Genomic DNA, 25090 nt, shown 5'->3' on the forward strand with positions numbered 1-25090 from the left:
CACCAAGCATCCTCTATGAAAATTATTTTGGCTTCAAGTTCCCCATATCGCCAATTGATCCTGCAAAAACTACAGGTTCCCTTCTCATGTATCTCTCCCAATATTGATGAATCGGCTGTAGGTAACGAATCAATCTCTGAACGGGTCGCTCGCCTTGCAAAAGATAAAGCGTTAGCCGTGGCTGCTGGCATTGCAGATTTTGATAGTTATATAATTGGTTCCGATCAATTGGCGAGTTTTAATGGGCAAGTGTTAGGTAAACCCGGAAATTTTGCTACAGCTAAACAACAACTCTTAATGTTTAGTGGTCAAACCGTTAGTTTTTTTACTGGGCTATGTTTAGTTCACTCAGCTAATAATAAGGTGTCGCAAATAGTAGAAACGTTTGACGTGACATTTAAACCCCTCACCGAAAGTCAAATATCCACCTATCTAAAAATTGAACAACCTTATGACTGTGCTGGCAGTTTTAAATGTGAAGGTTTAGGAATTGCGCTATTTGATTCTTTAACGGGTAGAGATCCCAATACCTTAGTAGGTTTACCTCTCATCGCACTAATGGAACTATTTAGCAACATGTCGATTGATTTATTTGAATTTATGCAACGAAACCAATATTTAGATATGTAACAGTAATTCATCCAAACGATTAATTACTGCTAAAGGTGTATGCTTTTGTAACGCGTCAGCATTGTGTACGCCAAAACTCACACCGATACGGTCCATATTTATTGCTTCAGCCATTGCCATATCATAAGTAGTATCACCAACCATTAGAACTTGTTCCGCCGGCAAATCCAATTCAGCCAATATTTGCATTAACATATCTGGCGATGGTTTACTTTCGGCGTCGTCAGCAGTCCTAGACACACTAAAGAAGTGTTCTGTTTGAGAATGATACCAATTGTGTTGCAAACCTAACCTAGCTTTACCTGTGGCTACCGCTAAAATGTAGCCCCTTTGGGTTAACTCTTCTAACAGTTCAACGGCACCTTCAAAAAGCGGACTACTTATTTGTGCATGATCTTTAAAATGCTCTTTATAAGTATGAAAAAGCTCCATTGCGTGCTCGTCATCTTGAATATTAAATAACTGTTTTAATGCAGGTAATAAGCTAATACCAATTACATTTTTTGCTTGGTCATAATCTGGTACAGCAAAGCCTAATTGCTTAGCACTTGTTTGCATACTTTCAACAATCTTACTGATTGAGTCCATAAGCGTGCCGTCCCAATCAAATACTATCGCCTTATATTTCACTTCTAAGTCTCTTCAATACACTCACTAAACTCGGTTCAAGTGGGGCTTTACAATTCACTCTCTGTTGCGTGTTTGGATGTAAAAACGCCAAAGAATAAGCATGTAAAAACAATCTCTTTAAGCCCATTTTTTGGGTTCTTTCGTCAAATTCCTTATCGCCATATCTGTTGTCTGCAGCAATCGGATGCCCAGCATGCAAACAGTGAACGCGAATTTGATGAGTACGCCCGGTAATCGGCGATGCTTCGACTAACGTTGCTTGATCAAAGGCTTCCAAAATACGATAACGAGTTTCAGATGGTTTGCCTTCTTCATCAACCAAGACTATTCGTTCTCCAGATTTTAGGGTGTTCTTTAATAACGGCGCTTTTACTTTAAAGCGATTGGCTGGCCACTCTCCAGCAACGAGCGCTTGATAACGCTTGTCAACTTTTCTATCTCTTAACTGTTCGTGCAGGCTTTTTAAAGCTGAACGTTTTTTGGCGATTAGCAAACAGCCTGACGTATCGCGATCTAATCTGTGCACTAACTCCAAAAACTTTTGTTGAGGCCTTAATGACCTAAGGGCTTCGATTACACCAAAACTTAATCCACTACCGCCATGCACAGCTGTACCTGAAGGTTTATTAAGTACTATTATCCAGTCATCCTCGAACAATATGTGACTTTCGAGGCTCGATACTTTGTTTAATTTAGTAGACGGTAGATCTGATGGCTCAGATACACGAACAGGCGGGATCCGCAACTCGTCGTTGGCCTGCAATTTATATTCGGGCTTGACCCGTTTTTTGTTCACTCGTACTTCACCTTTACGCAAAATGCGATAAATAAGGCTTTTAGGCACTCCTTTTAAGAAAGTACGCAAATAGTTATCAATCCTTTGCCCTTCTAGGTCGGGATCGATAGTAACAAATTGAACTTTTTGAAATGATAAGTCTGTCATATGCCGCGTATTGTAACTGAATTGCTATAGCAGATGTCTAGTTTTTTAATGTCTTGCCAGTGTTAGTGCTTTAATGTGATAATACTCAGGTTTTCAAACATGTAATAAATGTATAAAACAAACAGATGGATTAATCAGTTCTGTATGCATAAACGACCAATTCGTCGTAACACGGTGTTTCAAACGCGTGTATTGCAAGCCTAAAATGGCTAATTAACTGTGAAGCGAGTAACTTTTCACAAGCTTGATTAAACAGAACTCTTACATCAGCGATTTAATTAACCTATTGATCGCCAATGATGTAAAGAATACAAAAGAATTGACAAAGATATTTGAGTATTAAGATAGCCAGACAAGCATTTGTTATTCGAATACCGCTAAGTTTTAAATGATAAATAAGTAGCTAAACAAACCGTCTTGTTTAGTGCCTATGGAAATATAGGTAGAGTGTTTAAAAACAAAACATTAAATAATGCAAAACACTTAGGCGCAAAAACTTAACCAAGAGTATACAGTCGTGAGGCTGCATTAAATAAATTGTCACATTACTGCGTAGTTCTTTACTTGTGGTGATCGGTACTTTACCGAGCAACAAGAATGAAAAGAATGTTAATCAATGCAACTCAGCAAGAAGAATTGCGAGTTGCACTTGTAGATGGTCAAAAACTGTATGATTTGGATATCGAAAGTCCAGGGCACGAGCAGAAAAAAGCCAATATTTACAAAGGAACTATTACCCGCGTAGAACCCAGTTTAGAAGCTGCATTTGTCGACTATGGTGCTGACAGACACGGTTTTTTACCCCTAAAAGAAATTGCCAGAACCTACTTCCCCCAAGGATATAGATTTGAGGGCCGTCCAAATATCAAAGAAGTGATTAAGGAAGGTCAAGAAGTCATCATTCAAATTGATAAAGAAGAACGCGGCCAAAAAGGCGCAGCCTTAACGACCTTTATTAGTTTAGCTGGTAGCTACTTAGTTTTAATGCCAAACAATCCTCGCGCGGGCGGCGTTTCTCGACGTATTGAAGGCGACGAACGCACTGAATTAAAAGCCGCTTTAGGAGGGTTAGACCTTCCAGACGGCATGGGATTAATTGTCAGAACCGCAGGTGTTGGTAAAACAACAGAAGAACTGGCCTATGATTTAGACTACTTAGTATCAGGTTGGGGACGTATCAAAGAAATGGCAGAGTCTCGCCCTGCTCCGTTCCTTATACATCAAGAAAGTGATGTTGTAGTTCGAGCTATTCGTGATTACCTAAGGCGCGACATTGGTGAAATTCTAATCGATAATACCCAAGTGCATCAAAGAGCGTTAAAACACGTCGAACAGATGCGCCCAGACTACGCCAACCGCGTCAAACTTTATAGCGGTGACGTACCATTATTCAGTCACTATCAAATTGAAAGTCAAATTGAATCAGCGTTCCAACGAGAAGTCAGGTTACCGTCTGGTGGCTCCATTGTCATTGACCCAACTGAAGCTTTAATATCTATTGATATTAACTCTGCCCGCGCCACAAAAGGTAGCGACATTGAAGAAACAGCCTTCAATACTAACCTTGAAGCTGCGGACGAAATAGCCCGTCAATTACGTTTACGCGATGCCGGTGGTTTAGTAGTCATCGACTTTATCGATATGACCCCAGTACGCCATCAACGTGAAGTTGAAAACCGCATGAAAGACGCGGTACGTGGTGACAGAGCTCGCGTGCAATTAGGCCGTATTTCACGCTTTGGATTGCTTGAAATGTCGCGCCAACGTTTACGGCCTTCATTAGGTGATTCAGCCAATAATGTGTGCCCTAGATGTAGTGGTCACGGTTCGGTTAGAGGAACAGAATCACTGGCATTATCGGTTCTTCGTATAATGGAAGAAGAAAGCATTAAAGATAATACTGGTCAAATTGAAGCCCAGCTACCTGTTAATGTTGCCACTTATTTATTAAACGAAAAGCGTAATTCAGTACGAGGTGTTGAAAAACGCCATAATGTCCAACTTGTGATCATTCCTAATCCGAACATGGAAACGCCGCAATACAGTGTGGCTCGCAGACGACCAGATGACGCAGTTCAAGATATGAGTTACAACTTGCCTTTAATTGAGCAAGAAGAAAATATCACTGACAAAACTGTTGCCCCGGCAATGGCTAAGGAACAACCCGCTTTACAAAGTTTAATAGCACCTGATAAAAAAATGAACGCTAACGCGAAGGCCAAATCGACAGAAAAGTCTGAAGGTTTAGTAGAAAAAGTCAGCAAGTGGATTTCTGGGCTATTTAAAACAGAAGAGAAAGTTGTACCAAAGAAAACCACACACACTCGTAATAGAGGCTCTAATCAACGTCGTAACAAAAATACTCGCTCTGATCGAAACAGGCGCAATAATAAAAACTTCGATCACAAAGACAGTGGTGAGCAATCAGCGAATCGTAATGAGCGACCGTCAAGAAACGATAAAAACGAACGTTCTGATCGTAAACCTAGGAATGATAATCGTAAACCGCGACGTAATGACAAGTCAGTAGAAGCAAAACAAGATTCCCCTGCCGCGTCGAAAGGAAACACAAATGCACCAGCTAAGAAAAAAGAACAAGTTGCTGAGCGCAGAAAACGCAGAGACACAAGGCGTAGTGTCAGAGTTGAAGAAGATAAGATTGAAAAAAACAACCTAGCGACTTCGAGTAAAGAAACACAAGAGTCGGTGGTTGAAAAACCTCAGTCCACTGTCAAAAATGAGACTGCTGTAGCGAACAAAACTGCACCAACTGAACCAAAGTCAGCTCAACCAGTAGATGTTGCTTCAGCAACAACAGCTGCAACAGAAGACGCTAAAGATGCAGTTCCAAATAAAGATGAAGAGTCAGCACCTCGCACTCGTACTCGTCGTTCACCACGACATATTCGTGCTGCGGGCCAGAAACGTCGTAAAGAAGGTGAAGAGAAAGGCGATACAGCTAAGACCCAAGCTGTTGAAGTCACACAGGATGAATTACAGTTTGATGAACCTGTAGCGGCAGAAGACGTTGCGCCAAAACAATCACAAAAGTTGCCTGAAGTTGAAGAGACTTCTAGTGTAGATGTGGTTCCAGAGAGTCCAACGAATTCTGAAGTAGAAGCTGTCGCTAAAGAAGTGATAACTGAAGATACCCCAGCTCAAGTGACCATGGAATTGGCTCCAGAGTCACCTAAAGTCGAGGAACAATCCGAAGTATCAACCCAAGCTACCTCCTCTGAAGAAACGCAAGTGTCGGCCGATGAGCCTGAAATAGCAGAAAAGGTTAAGTCTGCTAAGAAAGCGGCACCTAAAAAAGCAGCTAAAAAGGCCACTTCGCTAAAAGTGTCGGCTAAACCAGCCAAAAAGGAATCAGTATCAGCACCTATGGCGCGGCCTGCATCCATTGACGAAGCATTTGTTGATATTCAGATTGGTTCTCTTGATGATGCCGCCAGACCTGAAGTGAAACGCTCTGGTCGCTCTGCAGTCTATTCTAGCTCAGTAAATGCAGCAACTGCACCAGCAACACGTCCTGGCTCAGTAAACGAGTAAATGTAGACTCACAATAGCGTAAAACAGCCGCAAGACATCACTGACTTGCGGCTTTCTTTCGAGAGTCTAAGTGCTATTGTGTGTTGTTTCCTGTATCCTGCGGCCTTTATTGACACTGTTTAAAAATCAACCTATATCTAACCATGGCCACAACTACGCCATATTAAAAAGTTAACCCCCCTATTTGAGAATAATCTATGAGTTTTGCCGATTTAGGCCTTTCACCCAAAATTTTATCTGCAGTAACCAATAAAGGTTACACCACACCCTCTCCTATTCAAGAGCAAGCTATTCCAGCGGTATTGCAAGGTAGCGATGTGATGGCAGCAGCACAAACCGGTACCGGAAAAACAGCAGGATTTACGCTGCCTATATTACAGCTATTAAGCCAAGGTAAACCTGCTAGAGCTAATCAAGCTCGCGCTTTGATATTAACGCCAACCAGAGAGTTAGCGGCTCAAGTTGCAGAAAGTGTGCAAACCTATGGTCAAGACTTATCTTTGAAAAGCGCCGTAGTATTTGGCGGTGTGGGCATCAATCCACAAATGCTTAAATTACGTAAAGGCGCCGATATTCTTGTGGCTACACCGGGCCGTTTGTTAGATTTATTTAACCAAAATGCCGTTAAATTTAACGAATTAGAAATTTTGGTATTGGATGAAGCCGACCGCATGTTGGACATGGGTTTTATTCACGACATCAAAAAAATCATTAAGTTACTACCACTAAAACGTCAAAACTTAATGTTTTCGGCCACCTTCTCAGACGACATTCGTAAATTAGCAAAGGGCCTAGTAAATAACCCAGTAGAAATTTCAGTTACCCCAGCTAACACCACTGTTGATTTGGTGGAACAATGGGTATATCCAGTTGATAAAAGCCAAAAATCACAGCTGCTAACTTCTTTAATTAAAGACAACGATTGGCAACAAGTTTTAGTGTTCAGTCGCACTAAGCATGGTGCTAATCGAATAGTAAAACAGTTAGAATCACGAGGCATAAGTGCTGCTGCTATTCATGGAAATAAAAGCCAAGGCGCACGGACAAAAGCCTTAGCTGATTTTAAACAAGGAAAAGTCAAAGCCCTGATTGCCACGGATATTGCCGCCCGTGGTTTAGACATTGATCAACTTCCACAAGTAGTAAACTTTGATCTACCAAACATAGCAGAAGATTATGTGCACCGAATTGGACGAACAGGTCGTGCCGGTGCTAAAGGTCAAGCCATCTCTATGGTGACCCAAGACGAATTTAAAGAGTTGGTAGATATTGAAATATTTACTAAACAAATCATTCAAAGAAAAATCATTAAAGGATTTGAGCCCAGTGCCAAGTTACCCGAGTCAAAGACCGATCAACGACCTATCAAAGCCAAAAAACCTAAAAAGCCTAAAGTTGATCATCGAGATGGACAACGTTCAGGCCGAAACGCCGCAGGTGGTCAGCCTCCTAAGCCTAATCGCTCACGCAGCAGAAACAGAAACGCTAACCGCAGTTCTGACTCTTCTGGAAATCGTTAATATCCCTCTACTCGCTTTTCATGTTTGATAAAAGTCCCTCATCTTCTATAAGTGAGGGACTGTTCTAGTGAGATAGCGATCGTACTATGGCCCATCGTAAGTCATCATTTTTTGCTAATTTTGTTTGGTCCAACTTACACGTCATTTTGAACGAAAATAGCGACTAACGGCAACAATATCCGTCATCCTTGCGAAGACAAGGGCCTTCCAAAAAGCACAAAAAATTCAATGCCATTTCACATTACTCTAGCTCCTCTAGATTTTTTCTATATTCATACAAACGGTAATCATTGTTAGTTTCAGCCATTTCGACAGCCTGTTGAAAAAGCGCCTTTGCGGCTTCGTTCTGGCCACGTACTTTTGCTACTAATCCTAAGCCGTTGATAGGTAATGCGTAATCGGGCTCGCGTTTTTGACTGTATTGAAGCAAATTCGAGGCGCCAGAGAGGTCGTTGTTTTGTAACATGAATAATGCGTAGCGATATATATGATTGACGTGTGAGCGTTCCAAAAAATCAGTATCAGATAGCTGCGCCATATAGCTTTGGAATAACCCTAAGTCGCCATCCATCAGCGGCATAAAACTGAGTTTTCGAAGCAATTCAAATCTATTTTTATCGATTTGTTGCTGATTTAGACCAAATTGTTTTGCCTGCTGCTTAAAATACTCATCGAGAAATTGATGACCACCTGCGGCTGTAAACGCCTCGAAGCTGTTAAACTGTGGTTTATCGAAGTAGTAAAAATAGTCACGAACACCGCGCATTAAGGTCTCAAAGCCTAGGCTAGCATGGGTGGCATCGTCAATACTGACAAAAGTGTATCGCGGCTTTTCTAGCGTGATTGTATCTAACGCAGATTCTAATGCATCAATGCCTAAGTACTGTGGGTAATCATAACTTCCCTTGCTAACATACAGATGTTTACCTTTGCCGTTAGTTGCAATTGCAGTCAGTAAACTCTCGAAACTTTGCTGTAGCATAGGAAAATACTCCCCATACAACGGAGACGGACTAGCGGCAATGTATCCACTGAACAATTGTGGTTTGTCGACAATAGTATTAATGGTAAATCCCCCTGCCGCTTCCCAACCAAAAAGGATACGTTCTTCGCTAAGGGCGTACTTAGATTTGAGATGAGGGAAAACTTGGGTTCCTAGTTTTTCAAGAATGACCTGTCGTTGATTACTGAGCATTGGCCATCTGTCCTTAGAGGTATCAATCCCTAAAATCCCAAAAGGTGGCGTCCATCCATAGTCTTGCATCAGATGATGCATACTAACGGCATAATTAAAGTAACGTTGTCCATCCAGTACGACTAATAAAGGCAGCGACTGTTTCTCAGACGTTTCAGGTAACCACAAATTTACGGTAAGGGGTTGGTTGCTATCAGCACCTGAAAAAACAAAGGTTTCACCCAGGGTATTGTGTGATGTTTTGATTGATTCACTTCGGACGCTTGAGCTTGTAATAGTCATAATTACAGCCAAATAGAATAGAATGTTTTTCATTTGATCACCTTCTGGTTAAGTTGCTTAAACCTAACAGTTAGCATCAATCACCGCCAATACACTGACCTTGAAAAACAGTGGTTTGAACGAATTTTAATCAGCCTGAAATACACAAGCCTAATAGTGTCAACAATTAGGCCTAGTGGGATAATCCAGATCTTGATAATTGCAGCTACAGCACAATCATTGGGGCTAATCGACTTCCGTTAACATTCCCTATTAATTATTTGCCGTTAAAATTCGGTCTAAGTGGTTCGCAAAGTTTTGTCTATCGGATTGATTAAGTGGCGGTGGTCCACCTGATTGTTCGCCACTGGCGCGCATGGTGTCCATAAAATCACGGATATTAAGTCGAGCTCGAATATTCTCAGTGGTAAACAGTTCCCCCCTGGAACTCAAGACTTGTCCCCCCTTTTCAATGACTTCTGCAGCTAAGGGAATATCACTCGTGATAACCAAATCATTAGGTTCTACTAGTCTAACAATTTCGTCATCCGCCACATCAAATCCTGTGCTTACTTGCATTGAGCGAATAAACTTTGACGGGGGTGTCTTTATATATTGATTAGCCACAAAAATGGTTTCAATACTTGTACGCTGTGCCGCTCGAAATAAAATATCCTTTATCACCACTGGACACGCATCTGCATCAACCCAAATTTTCAATGTTATATTCTCTTTTTAACTAACTAGTTTAAATGACATTTCACCCATATCGCCTTCATCGACAAAACAAAACGTAATGGCTCCAAGAGCTACCTTATATTCTATTAACTTGTGTGAGTTGATGCAAAGCGCTATTCGGCATTTCAGAGTTATTTGTAAACGCTGCTTTAGCGAGTTTTGGTACTTCTTTATTGTTCATTACGTAAGCGGTCGCTAGTAGTAACGAAATAACCTATTCCAAGTACAACGAGTCATGTTGACTATTTCAACCAACAAATAGCGAATATCGCTAACTAGTAAAATACCAAAACTTCTAGCCATCACCACATTTCTAGCTATCCATTTGTTTTATATATGTTTTTAGTTGTTGGCACAGTCAATGCTATCTATCAGCCAATTGGCGCAGAAACGCACAGTCACTATTAACTTAACATCAGATTTTCAGGGAACCTGCAATGGATACAATAATAAACAACAAAAGAATTGGTCTTAAATTACTTTCAATACTACCCATTCTACTGACAGTCAGTTTGCTTAGCAGTTGCGGTCAAGCCGATTCACAGGATGAGGATCTCCAAGAGGAACTAGTGATCTCTGTGCCAGTAGAGATTTCCGAGTTATCAATCGGCCATATATCTTCAAATTATGCCACCACGGCTATTTTGGAAGCAAAAGAGGAGGCCTTTGTTGTTCCAAGAGCCTCTGGAATAATTGAACACATATATGTCGAAGAAGGTGACTATGTAGAAAAAGGTCAAATTTTGGCACAGATAGAACCCCGTCGCTATCACTTGAATTTGGATCGCGCTAAAGCTGACCTAGTGGGTGTAGAGAAAGAACTGTCGAAAATTAACAAGGTGTACAATAAAAAATTAGTCAGTGATGATACTTATGACAAACTTACTGCCCAATATGAGTCGGCTAATGCAACGCTATCATTGGCACAGCTTGATCTAAAAGAAGCCACTATCACCGCACCTATATCGGGTTTTATTGCAGAGCGTAATGCCAAAGTCGGTAACTTAAGCGAGTCATTCCAGCGTGAACGCATGTTTCATATCGTCCAGCAAAGTGAATTGTATGGCATTGTTTATTTACCCGAAAAGGAACTATCTAAGGTACACAAGGAACAACAAGCCACATTGAATCTAACCGCAGTTAATGGAGCCAATACAGTGGCGTTCGTAGAACGAATTAGCCCTGTAATAGACGCAAAAACGGGCACTTTCAAAGTTACTTTAAGGGTGCCAAACCCCGACAATTTATTAAAGTCTGGTATGTTTGCTCAGGTTAAGCTCAATTACGACACCAAACAAAACGCCGTTCTGCTGCCTCGTAAAGCGCTTTTAGCCATAGACGATAGCGTTAATGTATTTGTAGTCAAAGATGGTATCGCTAGCAAACAGGCCGTCACAATAGGTTATCAAGAAGGAGAACTTGTAGAAATATTAAGCGGGCTAACTGGTACCGAAAAGGTAGTCATTACCGGTCATCAAAATCTTCGAGACCAAGCACCAGTAGAAATTGTAAATGATGATACAAGCCAAGATGAAACATTGGAACTTGCCCAGGACAATTCAAATCAGCTAGCAAAAAGTTAAGGAGCGGATTATGAATATTGTTGATATTGCGGTAAAGCGCCCCGTCACTGTATGGATGTTCACAGTTGCAGTCATTCTATTCGGTATGGTTTCTTTATCACGCTTAGCCATAAACCTATTACCAGAACTGTCCTACCCTACTCTCACCATACGCACCGACTATAGCGGTGCAGCGCCCGGAGAAATAGAGCAACTGGTATCAAAACCTATTGAAGAGACCATAGGTGTTGTTAAGGGCGTTCGTACCGTAACTTCTACCTCAAAAGCGGGCCAATCTGATGTTTTAATTGAATTTGAATGGGGTACAGATATGGATCTCGCTAGCCTTGAAATGCGAGAAAAGCTGGATACCTTAGAGCTTCCTTTAGATATAAAAAAGCCATTGTTATTGCGATTCAATCCTAGTCTGGATCCTATTATGCGTTTTGGTCTAGGTGGCGTAATATCAGAAACACCTAGCCAGACGCAACCTCCCCACTTGAAACAGCAAACATTACTTAGTCAACAAGCAATTAAAACGTTGCGTATTTATGGTGAAGAACAGATAAAACGTCAACTTGAGTCTGTTGTTGGCGTGGCCTCTGTAAAAGTAGGAGGAGGACTAGAAAATGAGATTCAGGTTTTAGTAGACCAACAAAAAACTAGTCAACTAAACATCACTGTTAATGAAATTATTAAACGTTTGAAAGACGAAAATGTAAACTCTTCTGGTGGTCGTGTTAAAGACGGCTCTCAGGAGTATTTAGTAAGAACCTTAAACCAATTTCAAACACTCGATGACATTAGAGAGTTATTTATCGCCAACCGAGACGGAAAGAATATTCGTTTAGGTGACATCGCTTCTGTTCAAGATGCCCACAAAGAACCGACCTCTATGAATCGCTTCAATGGTTTTGAAGGCGTTGAAATAGCTATATATAAAGAAGGTGATGCAAACACGGTACAAGTCGCAGAGAATATAAAATTTCGTGTTGATCAATTGCAAAAAGACATACCAAATCAATATCAGTTACAGTTAATTTACGATCAATCAAAATTTATCTCTAGTGCCATCAGCGAAGTGAAATCCGCTGGCATCATAGGTGGCGTATTAGCCATGTTAATTTTGTATTTGTTTTTGAAAAACATTTGGACAACTTTGATTATATCGATATCTATCCCAGTTTCGATTATTGCGACCTTTAATCTAATGTATGGCAATGGCATTAGCTTAAACATAATGAGCTTAGGGGGTATCGCGCTAGCAATAGGACTGTTGGTTGATAACAGTATTGTTGTGCTAGAAAACATTGCAAGACATAAGGCTAAGGCCCCAAATAATAAAGAGGCAGCAATACTAGGTACCAAAGAAGTGTCTATGGCTATTATTGCTTCAACTTTGACCACTATGGCGGTGTTTGTTCCCTTGGTATTTGTTGAAGGTATAGCAGGACAACTATTTAGAGATCAGGCCTTAACTGTTACCTTTGCTTTAGCCGCATCGTTAGCAGTGGCACTGACGTTAATACCCATGTTAGCGGCACGAGAAAAATCGACTACTGACTCTCAAAGCACGACAACCTTAGACCTCGGTGAAACCATCGAAAAACCGAAACCATCAACAAAAGTAGCTTGGTTTTTTCATTACATATCCTTGCCCATCACTTGGTTACGAAAATTACTTTTTTACATAATTCCCATGGGCATTACTTCAGTTTTAATCTTAACTTATAGAGTTTTAAGTAAAATATTGGTGTTGCTGTTCCGTCCACTATTATGGGTTTTCGATAAAAGCTATGCCGAGATCGAAAAAGCCTATTTATGGGCGTTAAAGTGTGCTTTGGATTTGCGACTATTAGTACTGTCAGCGGTAGTGTTAGTGTCGTTAGCTTCGCTAACCTTATTACCCAAACTTGGCATGGAACTTATTCCTGATATGTCTCAAGGAGAGTTTTATGTGGAAATCAATCTTCCAACTGGATCACAGTTAATTAATACCGACCAAGTCATTGCAGAATTAGCTGCATTTACGAGCGAACTGTCAGGTGTAGAACGAACCTATGCGCTAGCGGGTACCGGAAGTCTAATGAACGCGTCAGCCAGTCAGGGGGGCGATTATTGGGGCAAATTAAATGTGGTGATGCAGCCCGGCAGTGACAGTGAAACGACTCAACGGGTCATGCAAGAAATGCGTCAATACTTGTCTCAGCAACCAGGCATTCAAAGCAAGTTTGGCAAACCCGCTTTATTTACCTTTGCCACTCCTTTAGCAATACAGATTTCTGGATATGACTTACAAAACTTAGCTAAATACAGTCAAAAGTTGCAGGCTATGTTGCAAAACGATCAACGCTATAGCGACGTTAAATCGTCACTGCAAACCGGCAACCCTGAACTTAAAGTAAAATTTGACCACAGTAAACTCGCACAACTCGGACTCAATGCACCTGATGTTTCTAAGCTTATCTCGGCTAAGATTGGTGGAGAAGTCGCCACTAAATACAGTATAAACGACCGTAAAGTTGATATCTTGGTGAGAACCATGGAATCACAACGTGATTCGATTGTCGATATTGGTCAAATGATTGTAAATCCAGGCGTAACCCCAGCGATTCCTTTAGAAGCGGTTGCAGATATCAATATGTCGATTGGCCCCAGTGAAATAACACGAGTGGGTCAAGAGCGTGTTGCAGTTTTAACAGCCAATTTAAATTACGGCGACCTAAATGAAGCGGTAATAGCGGTACAACAACATATCGACGCATTAAACCTACCTATTACTATGCAGGCCAAAGTGGCTGGTCAAAGTGAAGAAATGGAAAACAGTTTCCAGTCCTTACAATTTGCCCTAGCCCTTGCAATATTTTTGGTATATCTGGTGATGGCCTCGCAGTTTGAGTCTTTGCTACATCCTCTATTAATATTATTTACGGTACCTTTAGCCTGCGCCGGCTCTATATATGGGTTGTATTTATCGGCTACCAATATCAGTGTAGTGGTGTTTATTGGGCTCATCATGTTGGCGGGAATCGTTGTAAACAATGCCATAGTGTTAATCGACCGTATTAATCAACTGCGTGCTCAAGGATTACAGAAATCTCAAGCGATCATCGACGCCGCACAAAGTCGACTAAGACCTATTTTGATGACAACCCTAACAACTTCTCTCGGTCTTTTGCCCATGGCAATGGGTATCGGAGAAGGGGCTGAAATTCGTACTCCAATGGCAGTGACTGTTATTTACGGTTTACTTTTCGCCACACTACTTACCTTGTTTTTTATCCCAGTAATTTACAGTTTGTTCGATAGGAAGCGGTTTAATCAACAACCTGAGGAGTTAGCTACAAAAACCGATATCACGGAGACAATTTATGGATAAATTAACCGCCGCCGGTTCATCGTTGGCTGGGTTTGCCATTCGTCGCCCCGTCACAATTATGATGTTGTTTTTCTCAATGTTGGTGTTGGGCCTTTTGTCTAGTCAGCTGCTGCCACTAGAAAAATTTCCAAGCATCGATATACCAGAAATTGCAATCCGAATTCCATATGGTGATGCTACACCAGTAGAAGTTGAAAAAATGATCACTCGACCAGTTGAAGAAGCCTTAGCAACTATGTCTGGTATCAAACGTTTACGCTCGCGCTCGTCTGAAGATGCCGCAGAAATCCAATTGCAGTTCGCTTGGGATGAAAACCTTAAAGCGAAAGGAATTGAAGCCAGAGAAAAAATTGACGCAATACGCGGTGACTTGCCCGAAGATGTAGAACGAATTTTGGTTTATCAATTTAATACTAATGATATGCCAATTTTTTCACTGCGGGTTTCAAGTGAAAGAGATTTATCCAGTGCTTATGACTTGCTTGATCGTAACTTAAAGCGTCCAATCGAAAGAGTAGCTGGGGTTTCAAAAGTCGAACTTTATGGTGTAACCAAAAAGCAAATTTCGATTCGACTAGACCAACAACTGATGGCCGCATTACAAGTAAACACCAACGAACTGGCGCGAGCTTTAAGTAACGCTAACTTTTCTCTTACCGCTGGCAGTTTCGCTGACTTGGACATTCAACAAAAAATCACGGTTAATCCACAGGGCGAATTTACTAGCTTACGAGAAATTCAGGACTTTATGATTAAAAAAGGGGTCCGTCTCAGTGACATCGCCTTAGTCAAATACGAAAAGCCTAAACGTACGGAAGGTCGACATCTAGATCAATCCTTCGCTGTAGGCTTTAACATTTATCGAGAATCAACCAGTAACATGGTGGAAGTCTCTAACCAAGTAATGAAGGTCATAGACGACGCCAATTCTAACCCGGCGTTTAACGGTATACATTTGTTTATTATGCAAAATGAAGCCAAAAGTGTGACTAAGTCACTTGCCGATTTATTGAACGCAGGATTGATTGGCGCGCTATTATCGCTACTAGTGCTTTATGCCTTTTTACGTAATATTACAAGCACCTTATTGGTGGTGTTGTCCGTGCCTTTCAGTATATGCATTACACTTGGCTGTATGTATATGATGGGTTACAGCATTAATATTTTGTCGATGATGGGACTCATGTTAGCGGTAGGCATGCTGGTGGACAATGCTGTGGTGGTCACCGAAAGTATTGAGCAAGAAAAACAAAACACCTCTGACGTTGTTGCGGCAACTAAAGCCGGAGTGGGTAAAGTGAGTTTGGCTGTGATTGCCGGCACAATCACAACCGCTATCGTATTTTTACCGAATATAGTAGGCGCAAAAGTTAACGTTACCGTTTTCCTTGAGCATGTTGCTATCGCCATATGTATTTCGCTCTTTGCCTCATTGTTGATCTCACAAACCTTAATTCCATTGCTTTTCACTAAAATCAATCCTAAGGTCGCAAAGCCAAAAACAAACAAGTCATCTCAATCCCGAAGTCAACTTGCATCTTGGTATACATCAATCCTTAGTTGGTCACTCAACAACCAAGGGAAAACCGGGATCATTGCAATATTGATATTAGCGAGTACCGCCATCCCGCTACAGTACGTCACTAGTGATGACGATAACGATAACGATCAAAATCGCGTGTGGATGAATTACGATATTCAAGGAAGTTTCAGTTTAGAAGAAGTAGAAAAATCTGTGACTAAAATGGAAGCTTATCTATACGCCAACCAAGAAAAGTTTTATATCAAGCAGGTATATACCTATTACACTGCTGGATTTGCCGTTTCAGGCATTACCCTTATTGATGATTTGCCAGTCTCTCAATCAACAGTCAAAAATTTAATCACCGACAACCTGCCTAGTTTTGTTCGAGCGAAACCGTCTTTCCAGTGGGACCAGGGCAATGGTGGTGGAATACAAATGACAATAGTGGGCGATTCTTCAGAAAGACTAAAGCAGATTGCTGATCAAATTATTCCGATTTTGAGTAACATCGATGGCTTGACTGACGTAAAAACTGACACCACTAAGCAAAAATTAGAGTTGCAAGTGGTAGTAGATCGACAAAAAGCGTTTCGCTTTGGTCTAAATACGAGTGAGATTTCTCAGGTTGTCGCTACAGCATTAAGAGGCACAAACTTACGAACTTTCAGACATGGCGATGGAGGCGAAGTAGGCATCCGTCTAATGTACGATCAACAGTTACAAGACTCTGTCAACGCACTGAAAAACCTTACAATTACCCGTTTATCTGGTCAAAACGTTACACTAGATATGGTAGCTGAATTAACGGTTAAACCCAGACTGTCAGAAATTAACCGCAGTTATCGGCAAACTTCGATAACCATTGGGGGTAATTTACAGGATGGCTTTACATTAGAGGATGCTCAAAAAAGCATTGAAGGAGTCATGCAACACATCAAATTCCCCTCAGGCTACGATTGGACTTTTGATGGCAGTATTGAACGTCAAAACCAAAATGAAAGCGCCATGCAAACAAATATGCTTTTGGCCCTAATTATGATTTATATTGTTATGGCTGCTTTATTTGAATCCCTCTTGTTACCCACTGCTGTTATCACTTCCTTATTGTTTTCGTTAACAGGCGTGTTTTGGGCGTTGTTCGTAGCGGGATTACCTATGTCAATCATGAGTATGATCGGGATGTTGATATTAATGGGGATCGTAGTCAACAATGGCATAGTGTTAGTCGATAGAATAAATCAACTTATTAATAGTGGTTACGCGGTACAACAAGCGATTGTCGAAGGCTGCTTAAATCGAGTGAGGCCCATACTTATGACAGTCGCCACTACCGTACTAGGACTAGTACCACTCGCCTTCGGTAGTACACGTTTAGGGGGTGATGGTCCCCCCTATTCACCTATGGCAATATCCATTATAGGAGGGTTGATATTTTCAACTTTAACGAGTTTGGTATTAGTTCCCATGACGTATTTCTTGCTACTCAAATTGAGAGCAAAGACAAACCAAATGATTATTAATAGTAAACAAATTGTTGACCGCATCCTTAGCGTGAATAGCGGCAGCGCGACTTAATTGAATGGCTTTACTTGTCATTGTTTTGGTTACAAACCAGTGCAACGCCTAAACAATTGGTTGCTGTGTAGGTTGTCGTTTGCAGCTAAGCAATGATTAAAATATTAGCGAGGTAAATTGAGAATTGTTTAGCTTTGGTTTAGGCTATCGCAAATTTTTTGTTCGGCGAAAATGGCAATGATAAAAAACGACCCAAATCCACAATATTTGGCGGCATCTGACAGGTACGAAAGTATGTCGTATCGTCGATGCGGTAAAAGTGGCTTGAAATTACCCGCTTTGTCACTTGGGCTTTGGCAAAACTTCGGTGCCGTCGATTCCTATAGCAATGCTCAAAATATGCTGCATCGGGCTTTTGACCTCGGTATTAATCACTTTGACTTAGCCAACAATTATGGACCTCCTTTTGGTTCCGCAGAGTCTACTTTTGGTCAAGTTATGACAAGAAGTTTTAAGCCCTATAGAGATGAAATGTTAATTTCTAGCAAAGCGGGATACGACATGTGGGCTGGGCCTTACGGTATTGGGGGGTCTAGAAAATATTTGGTTGCTAGCTGTGATCAAAGCTTAAAACGCACAGGATTAGACTATTTTGACGTGTTCTATTCACATTGCTATGACCCTGACACTCCCATCGAAGAAACGATGCAAGCCTTAGACTATATTGTCCGTTCAGGTCGCGCACTGTACGCGGGTATTTCGAGTTACTCACCTGTGCACACTAAGCAGGCCATTAGTATTTTAAAGGATTTGGGTACGCCGCTTTTAATCCATCAACCTAGTTATAATATGTTCGACAGATGGATAGAAGACGGATTAACAGAGGTTTTATTAGAAGAAGGTGTAGGCTCAATAGTTTTCTCTCCGCTGGCACAAGGGTTTCTAACCAATAAATATCTCAAGGGTGTACCTCAGGGATCACGCGCTTCTCGCAGTGAACAAATCTATCTGAATGAAAACAATATTAGCCAAGAAAAAGTAGCGAAAGTTGCGCAACTTAATGACTTAGCCGCACAAAGAGGCCAGACATTGGCACAGATGGCTGTGGCTTGGGTGCTTAACAATCAAGCAGTGACAAGTGCAATTATTGGTGCCAGTAGAGTGAGTCAAATTGAAGACTGTGTGGCGGCATTAAGTCATTTAGAATTCACGCAACAAGAACTCGACCACATCAATACTATTCTAGGATCCTAAATTGTCTGCACATTTAGCTATTATCAATCCTAAAAGTCCTCAAAACATGGGCAGCATTTTACGTGCTGCTGGATGTTATCAGGCACAGAGTATTCGATATACGGGAGAACGCTATGCACGTGCAAAAGCGTTTCAAACTGATACCAAAAACGTTCAGTCGGTTATTGAAGTTAAACATGTTGATGAAATAATCAATGACGACACTGACGTTACCCTTCAAAAAGTTGCAGTTGAGTTAGTTGAAGGGGCAACACCTCTTCCCAATTTTGTACATCCTAACAACGCACTGTATATCTTTGGACCAGAGGACGGTTCTATAGAACAAAATGTGGTCGATAAATGTGACCATATAGTTTACATCCCTACCCTAGGATGTATGAATTTGGCCGCGACCGTTAATGTGCTGTTATACGATCGCTTGTCTAAAACCACACAAATGCCAACAGATGATGAGGTCATACTTAAAAGCCGAGATACCAATAATCGCACCAAGGCCAAATAACTGTATCTAGGATTACAAGCACTACATAAATGTTTTTACCTCACAAATGCTAATGAATTTAACTTTTAATTAACATTTCCTTTGTTATCTATCGCTAACCATGTGACTATAAAAATCAATTAAAAGCCGTTGTTATTTGTATTTAAGTCACATGAAGTAATAGAAGGAATATCTAATGAGTGATGATAATCGCATCCCCCGTAATGCAGAAAACGACCATTCTAGGGAAATGGCCGAAAATCGTAGACAATTTATTAAACAAAAAACCGGAGCCGAACTCACCCACACTGGACAATTTAGTATCGATCCTGCCGTGTTACCCGGAAATGTCGAAAATTTTATTGGCATAGTGCAAATGCCGGTCGGTGTCGCAGGCCCAGTTTTAGTCAATGGCGAACATGCTAAAGGCGAATTCTATGTTCCACTTGCGACCACCGAAGGAACATTGGTTGCCAGCTATAGCCGAGGAATGCGAGTTATCAATGAATGTGGTGGCGTAACCACAACGGTTGTTGAGGGCTTTATGCAACGCGCGCCCGCTTTCATCTTTAACAACGCCCGTGAAGCAAGAGATTTTGGCCATTGGGTTGATGAGAACTTTGACAAAATCAAAGCTGCTGCAGAAACAACAACGAGTATAGGTAAACTCGAACATATTCAGCAATGGTCAGTGTCCAAGACCAAATACTTACGCTTTAACTACACAACTGGTGATGCTGCTGGACAAAATATGGTGGGTAAGGCAACACTAATAGCCTGTGAATGGATCAAAGCCAATTCGCCCATTCCTTGTATGTATATGTTATCTGGCAATATGGATACTGACAAAAAGCACTCACATCTTAATATGCTGCACTCCAGAGGGAAAAGGGTCATCGCAGAAATAATACTTAAGAAAGAAGTATTAGCTCGAGTCATGAAAGTAGATACTAAGATGCTAGCTGGTGCATCAGTTTTAGCGAACACTGGCGCGCAAATGGCAGGAGCAGCCTATAACGGTCCGCATTCAGCAAATGGTATCGCAGCTTTGTACATTGCCACAGGTCAAGATGAAGCCAATGTTGTGGAGTCTCATGCAGGCATGTTGTCACATGAGTTATTAGATAACGGCGATCTTTATATGTCAGTTACTTTACCTTCACTTATCGTAGCCACATTCGGCGGTGGCACGGGTTTGCCGACACAAAAGGAATGTTTACAAATGCTCGGCTGTGTGGGTAAAGGTAAAGCTGAAAAATTTGCTGAGATTGTTGCGGCTACCGTACTCGCTGGTGACATATCGCTAGGTTGTGCGGTAATCGCTGGGCATTGGGTCAGCAGTCATGACCAGATGGGTAGAAATAGATAACCCCTCTAACTTGTCGATTTTCTTTGGGTTATTTCTCGCTATTTTACAATAACGAGGAGTAACCGATTAAAAAACTCAAGAATGCAAATACAAGCATATAAACCGTTAATCCAAGAACTATGGCGAAAAGACTTTTGAGATATTTCCTAGGTGATACAGGACGAAATATTCCCGTTAGTCCCCAGCACATATAGACGACACTTAAAACGGTCAAAAGCAATTGACACCAAACGTTTTGAAATACTCCGAGTAGGATAGCCAGACAAAACACCAAACAAAAATGACTGATGTTAAGTAACACTGGGTAAAAGAGTTCGGCGAAGGTGTATTTTTCGTTTCTAAAAATCAGCCTAAGAAAGCCCGCAGTCAAACATGCAGACATAAAATAAAGAGGGATCAACAAAGAGTTAACGATTGCTTGAAACCTTATTAATTGGTTTTCAAGTTCAGGTGTATTGCTTTCTAGTTGACTTAAATCAACAAGCACCGTGTCAGTGATTGCGCCAATCGCAACCATCAACGTCATGATCCAAATACTATAACGTACCGGAGAAAAATAACGCTTACGTGCCCCTTCCAAATACTCTACGTACACTTTACTCGGGTTAATGGTTAGAAAATAAAGAGTTTTTAAAAAAGGGGATTCAAAATCAAATAAGCCACTATAAACATCTTCGCCGACTTGGCCGAGTGTTATTCGCTCTTGTTTTTTTTGACCACATTGACCACAGAAATTTGCCTCAACAGTGGCTCCGCAATTTTGACAGGTGAAACTTTGCATGGATATTCCAGAATTATTATAGGAGAACGACAGCAACCCCGGTTAAGGTTGCCTGAGGTTGCTTAAACACTCCTAGTTTACATCAACCATTCGAACTAGGCATCACTAATAGATACAGGCACTCCATTTAATACTGCATTGCCAGACAATTCATCCAAAACCATTTCATCAGTTAGGTCGTTCACACTCACTCCAGGGTGTTGTTCGGCGGTCTTCCATTGGCTTCCCTTTTTATTGTGTCCCCATCCATGTGGAATTGAAATGACTCCGGGCATGATTTTATCCGTAATTTCTGCTGGTAACGTCACTTCACCGACTCTAGAGGTGACTATGATAAGTTGTTGATTTTCAATTTTGTACTTTGCTGCATCAACAGGATGGATTTGAGCTGTACATCTGGATAATCCATTTTTAGTACCCTTGACCATTCTATGGCTATTGTGCAGCCAAGAGTTATTGGTTTTAAGATGTCTACGCCCAATCAACTGCAAGTGATTATCGTCCAACAGATTTGATGTATTAGCTAAATGCTCTGGATTAAAGAAATGGTTTTCAAGACGACTTAGGTCTGCCATAAAATAATCAAAGCTTAAGTGTATTTTTTTATCGTTATGATAAATCGCTTCAGGTAAATCGGGCTGCAGCGGACCAAGGTCAATGCCATGTGGTTTTTTCAACAACAAATCAATACTCAATGGTTGACCTTCATAGTGATAGCGGCCACTTTTCAACAAGTCATCCACTACTCCTTTGGGTTCTTTGTCCCAAAGCATCTCATATTTGTTAGAGGGCAAGCCGTTTAACCTATCTAGACGTTCTGCTAAGCCGAGATATATTTGCCAATCCGTTTTACTTGTGTCAGAAACCGGAAAAATTGCTGGTGAAAATTTGGCGCTATTTCGTACCGCAAAATTATGGAAAACAATATCGTAGTGATCCCGCTCTAAGGCAGTAACAGGCGGTAAAATAATATTGGCATGTCGCGAAGTTTCAGTGATATAAAAATCAACAGCCACTACAAAATCTAATTTTTCAAAAGCCTTATCTAGTTGCGGACCATTAGGGGTCGTCAAGATAGGATTACCTGCCCCTATTACCATCGCTTTAACCTGCCCGGCACCCTCAGTCAATATTTCTTCAGCCAAAGCAGATACTGGAAACTCACCAGCAAAAGCAGGTAAATTACGTACTCTGGTATGAAAGTTCGCAATAGAGCCTCGGCCAGAATGAGGTAATAAGTCGGCAGCAGGTTGAGTAAACATCATGCCACCTTGCCGGTCCAAGTTTCCGGTAAGCATATTAAATAGCATAATCAAGTATTGGGTGAGCGTACCAAAAGCCTGCACACTGGCACCCATACGACCGTAACAAACTGCCGGACCTGCAGCGCAAAATGATGCAACGAGTTCAATAATCTGGGTTTCATCTATCCCCGTTAACGGCGCAACACGTTTAGCAGAATAATCAGCAACGTACTTTTCAACAGACAACAAATCAGGCGCAAAGCCTAGTAATTCCTCAGCTCGTACCAAATTTTTGTCAAATAATGTGTGGATCATCGCTAATAAAAGCAACGCATCTGTGCCAGGTTTAATAAAGTGATGTTCGCTACTCATATCCGCAGTTTCAGATTTTTTAGGATCAATAACGACGACTTTCCCACCTCGACTCTGAATAGCCTTGAGGCGACGTTTAATATGTGGCACCGTCATAATACTGCCGTTTGAAGCCAGTGGATTACCACCAATGATCATAAAATGTTGGGTATGGTCAATATCTGGAATAGGAATTTGTGATTGGTGTCCAAACAGTTGCCGACTAACAATATGATGTGGCAATTGGTCCACCGAGGTAGCTGAGTAGCGATTATGAGATTTCAGCGCTCTATAAAAATACGGACCAAATAAAATCGACCCCATGTTATGGGCATTTGGATTTCCAAGATAGGTCGCGACAGATTCCACGCCATGTTTTTGCTGCACTTCAAATAAACTACTTGCGACTTTATCTAACGCATAGTCCCATGACACTTGTTGCCATCCATTTGCTGTTTTTTCCAAAGGCGTTCGAATTCGTTGTGGATCGTCATATAGATCCTTTAAAGCCATTGCTTTTGGGCAAACATGACCTTTGCTAAATGGGTTGAGTTTATCTCCTACTATTGAAACAATCTCCGTGTTTTCAGTGGTTACTTCTATGCCACACATGGCTTCACAAAGAGTACAAGTAGAGTAATGCTTTTGTTTTTCGGTCATCATCATTTTTGTCAAAAATTTGTTAATATCTGAAAGTTATCGATTAACGCTGTTATATACAAGCATCATTAATAGTTATGTTTTCTGAAGCAATAATTTATGCCCTAGACACTTGGGTGTAACTATTTTACCCTGTGTATCAACACAATAAGGGTTATCTGTTTAGTTCTATCACGCCAAGGAACCTAGTTGAAAATCACCGACACTAGTGCTCAAGACACTATTATTACTCGTAAAACTTCGCCTAAAAAGTATGTTTTTATTGGATTGACGTTTTTATTATTGGTCATCAGTTTAGTGTTGCTTTACCCACACGTTTCCCGATGGTCCGCATCTACGATGTCGGTTGCAGCAGACCGCATACGAATTGGCACTGTAAAACGTGGAGACTTTATACGTGATTTGTCAATTCAAGGCCGAGTTGTAGCAGCCGTAAGTCCAAAACTGTATAGCCCTGCTCATGGTATCATTACCTTTTTAGTCGACGCTGGGGATACAGTTTTACAAGGACAAACGCTAGCTACAATAGAAAGTCCAGAATTATCAAATCAACTAAAACAACAACAGTCCAATTTGCAGCAATTACGATTTCAGCTCGACAGACAAAGGATCCAAAATAAAAAACAAGTGTTAGAAAATCAAAAGTCTTCTGACCTAGCTAAAGTTTCATTAACTGCCGCGGTTCGTGAGAAACGTCGTGCTGACCAAGCGTATCAGAGCCATTCTATTAGTCAGATTGATTTCGAAAAAGCCCAAGACGAGCTAGAAAATGCTGAGTTAGTTTATAAACATTCAGTGAGTGATGCCCAATTAAATATTGAAAGTCTCGAATTCGAAATACAAACCAAACAACTACAAGTCGATAAACAAGCGTTAGAAGTCGCAGAGTTAAGTAGACAACAAAATGAACTGACGTTACTTTCCCCTGTTAGTGGTATTGTTGGAAATTTAGCCGTTGAACAAAAAAACCAAGTCAGTAAAAACCAAGCCATTATGAGTGTGGTAGATTTGACTGAGTTTGAATTGGATGTAGATATTCCAGAGAGTTACGCAGATGATTTAGCTATCGGAATGTTGGCTGAAGTCAACCTAAATGGACACAATCATCCCGCAATTTTGGTGAATATTTCTCCCGAAATAGAAAACAATTTAGTAAAAGGTAGAGTGCGCTTTTCAAAAACTAACGCAATCGGCGAGCCACTTAATCCGCCTTCAGGGCTAAGACAAAACCAACGGTTAACTACCCGTATTTTAATGGAAAGTAGAAACAATGTACTCATGGTGGAGCGTGGCCAATTTTTAGAAAGTGCTAATGGTAGTGTGGCTTATATAGTGGAAGACGGACTGGCGATACGGACTCACATAAAAACAGGGGCTCGTAGTTTATCAGTCGTCGAAATTATTGATGGGTTAAAGGAAGGACAACAAATAATCATATCAGGGACTGATCAATTTAATGGCGCTAACACGGTCTTAATCAGTCAATAATGTTTAACTATT

The 25090-nt window shown here is 41.0% G+C and carries 16 protein-coding genes; 10 read left to right on the forward strand and 6 right to left on the reverse strand.

Annotated features, from left to right (window positions below):
* Positions 1 to 15 precede the first annotated feature (15 nt).
* Positions 16 to 630 (forward strand): nucleoside triphosphate pyrophosphatase, encoded by a 615-nt coding sequence (locus ABJK37_RS12650; RefSeq protein WP_348354168.1) that lies wholly within the window; start codon positions 16 to 18, stop codon positions 628 to 630.
* Here the strand turns inward: ABJK37_RS12650 and ABJK37_RS12655 are convergent.
* Both ABJK37_RS12655 and rluC read right to left on the reverse strand, forming a co-directional pair.
* Entirely contained in the window at positions 619 to 1260 is a 642-nt protein-coding gene (locus ABJK37_RS12655; protein WP_348354170.1) for an HAD-IA family hydrolase, read from the reverse strand. The genes ABJK37_RS12650 and ABJK37_RS12655 overlap by 12 nt on opposite strands.
* On the reverse strand, positions 1250 to 2203 hold the full coding sequence (gene rluC / locus ABJK37_RS12660; protein ID WP_348354173.1) for a 23S rRNA pseudouridine(955/2504/2580) synthase RluC: 954 nt from the start codon (positions 2201 to 2203) through the stop codon (positions 1250 to 1252). Before rluC ends, ABJK37_RS12655 begins: the two co-directional genes overlap by 11 nt.
* A gap of 606 nt (positions 2204 to 2809) precedes the next feature.
* Between rluC and rne the strand changes: the two genes are divergently transcribed.
* Entirely contained in the window at positions 2810 to 5755 is a 2946-nt protein-coding gene (gene rne / locus ABJK37_RS12665) for a ribonuclease E (RefSeq protein WP_348354441.1), read from the forward strand.
* 197 nt (positions 5756 to 5952) lie between these two features.
* Positions 5953 to 7275 carry a DEAD/DEAH box helicase gene (locus ABJK37_RS12670; RefSeq protein WP_348354176.1) on the forward strand — a complete coding sequence of 441 codons (1323 nt, stop codon included), beginning with the start codon at positions 5953 to 5955 and terminating at the stop codon, positions 7273 to 7275.
* 241 nt (positions 7276 to 7516) lie between these two features.
* On the opposite strand, the gene ABJK37_RS12675 is transcribed toward ABJK37_RS12670, so the two are convergent.
* Complete coding sequence (locus ABJK37_RS12675) at positions 7517 to 8785, reverse strand: hypothetical protein (protein WP_348354179.1); 1269 nt, start codon at positions 8783 to 8785, stop codon at positions 7517 to 7519.
* Between the two features lie 219 nt (positions 8786 to 9004).
* Positions 9005 to 9451 (reverse strand): YaiI/YqxD family protein, encoded by a 447-nt coding sequence (locus ABJK37_RS12680; protein ID WP_348354182.1) that lies wholly within the window; start codon positions 9449 to 9451, stop codon positions 9005 to 9007.
* Positions 9452 to 9906: 455 nt separating this feature from the next.
* Between ABJK37_RS12680 and ABJK37_RS12685 the strand changes: the two genes are divergently transcribed.
* The 6 genes from ABJK37_RS12685 to ABJK37_RS12710 all read left to right on the forward strand — a co-directional run bounded on the left by ABJK37_RS12685 (position 9907) and on the right by ABJK37_RS12710 (position 20554).
* The gene (locus tag ABJK37_RS12685) at positions 9907 to 11052 is read left to right on the forward strand and encodes an efflux RND transporter periplasmic adaptor subunit (RefSeq protein WP_348354185.1); all 1146 of its coding nucleotides are present in this window, start codon (positions 9907 to 9909) and stop codon (positions 11050 to 11052) included.
* A 10-nt stretch (positions 11053 to 11062) separates the two neighbouring features.
* Positions 11063 to 14410 carry an efflux RND transporter permease subunit gene (locus tag ABJK37_RS12690; protein WP_348354188.1) on the forward strand — a complete coding sequence of 1116 codons (3348 nt, stop codon included), beginning with the start codon at positions 11063 to 11065 and terminating at the stop codon, positions 14408 to 14410.
* Positions 14403 to 17510, forward strand: a complete 3108-nt coding sequence (locus ABJK37_RS12695; protein ID WP_348354191.1) for an efflux RND transporter permease subunit — start codon at positions 14403 to 14405, stop codon at positions 17508 to 17510. The genes ABJK37_RS12690 and ABJK37_RS12695 overlap by 8 nt, the downstream gene beginning before the upstream one ends.
* 177 nt (positions 17511 to 17687) lie before the next feature.
* Positions 17688 to 18704 (forward strand): aldo/keto reductase, encoded by a 1017-nt coding sequence (locus ABJK37_RS12700; RefSeq protein ID WP_348354444.1) that lies wholly within the window; start codon positions 17688 to 17690, stop codon positions 18702 to 18704.
* 1 nt (position 18705) lies between these two features.
* Entirely contained in the window at positions 18706 to 19206 is a 501-nt protein-coding gene (locus tag ABJK37_RS12705) for an RNA methyltransferase (protein WP_348354194.1), read from the forward strand.
* A 175-nt stretch (positions 19207 to 19381) separates the two neighbouring features.
* Entirely contained in the window at positions 19382 to 20554 is a 1173-nt protein-coding gene (locus tag ABJK37_RS12710; RefSeq protein WP_348354196.1) for a hydroxymethylglutaryl-CoA reductase, read from the forward strand.
* Positions 20555 to 20597: 43 nt separating this feature from the next.
* On the opposite strand, the gene ABJK37_RS12715 is transcribed toward ABJK37_RS12710, so the two are convergent.
* Complete coding sequence (locus ABJK37_RS12715) at positions 20598 to 21335, reverse strand: DUF3667 domain-containing protein (RefSeq protein WP_348354200.1); 738 nt, start codon at positions 21333 to 21335, stop codon at positions 20598 to 20600.
* Positions 21336 to 21430: 95 nt separating this feature from the next.
* Entirely contained in the window at positions 21431 to 23593 is a 2163-nt protein-coding gene (locus ABJK37_RS12720; protein ID WP_348354447.1) for a molybdopterin-dependent oxidoreductase, read from the reverse strand.
* Positions 23594 to 23779: 186 nt separating this feature from the next.
* On the opposite strand from ABJK37_RS12720, the gene ABJK37_RS12725 reads away from it, so the two are divergent.
* Positions 23780 to 25078: an efflux RND transporter periplasmic adaptor subunit gene (locus ABJK37_RS12725; RefSeq protein ID WP_348354203.1), complete on the forward strand. Its 1299-nt coding sequence runs from the start codon at positions 23780 to 23782 to the stop codon at positions 25076 to 25078.
* Positions 25079 to 25090: the final 12 nt, after the last annotated feature.

The organism is Paraglaciecola sp., from assembly GCF_039964565.1.
Taxonomy (GTDB): domain Bacteria; phylum Pseudomonadota; class Gammaproteobacteria; order Enterobacterales; family Alteromonadaceae; genus Paraglaciecola.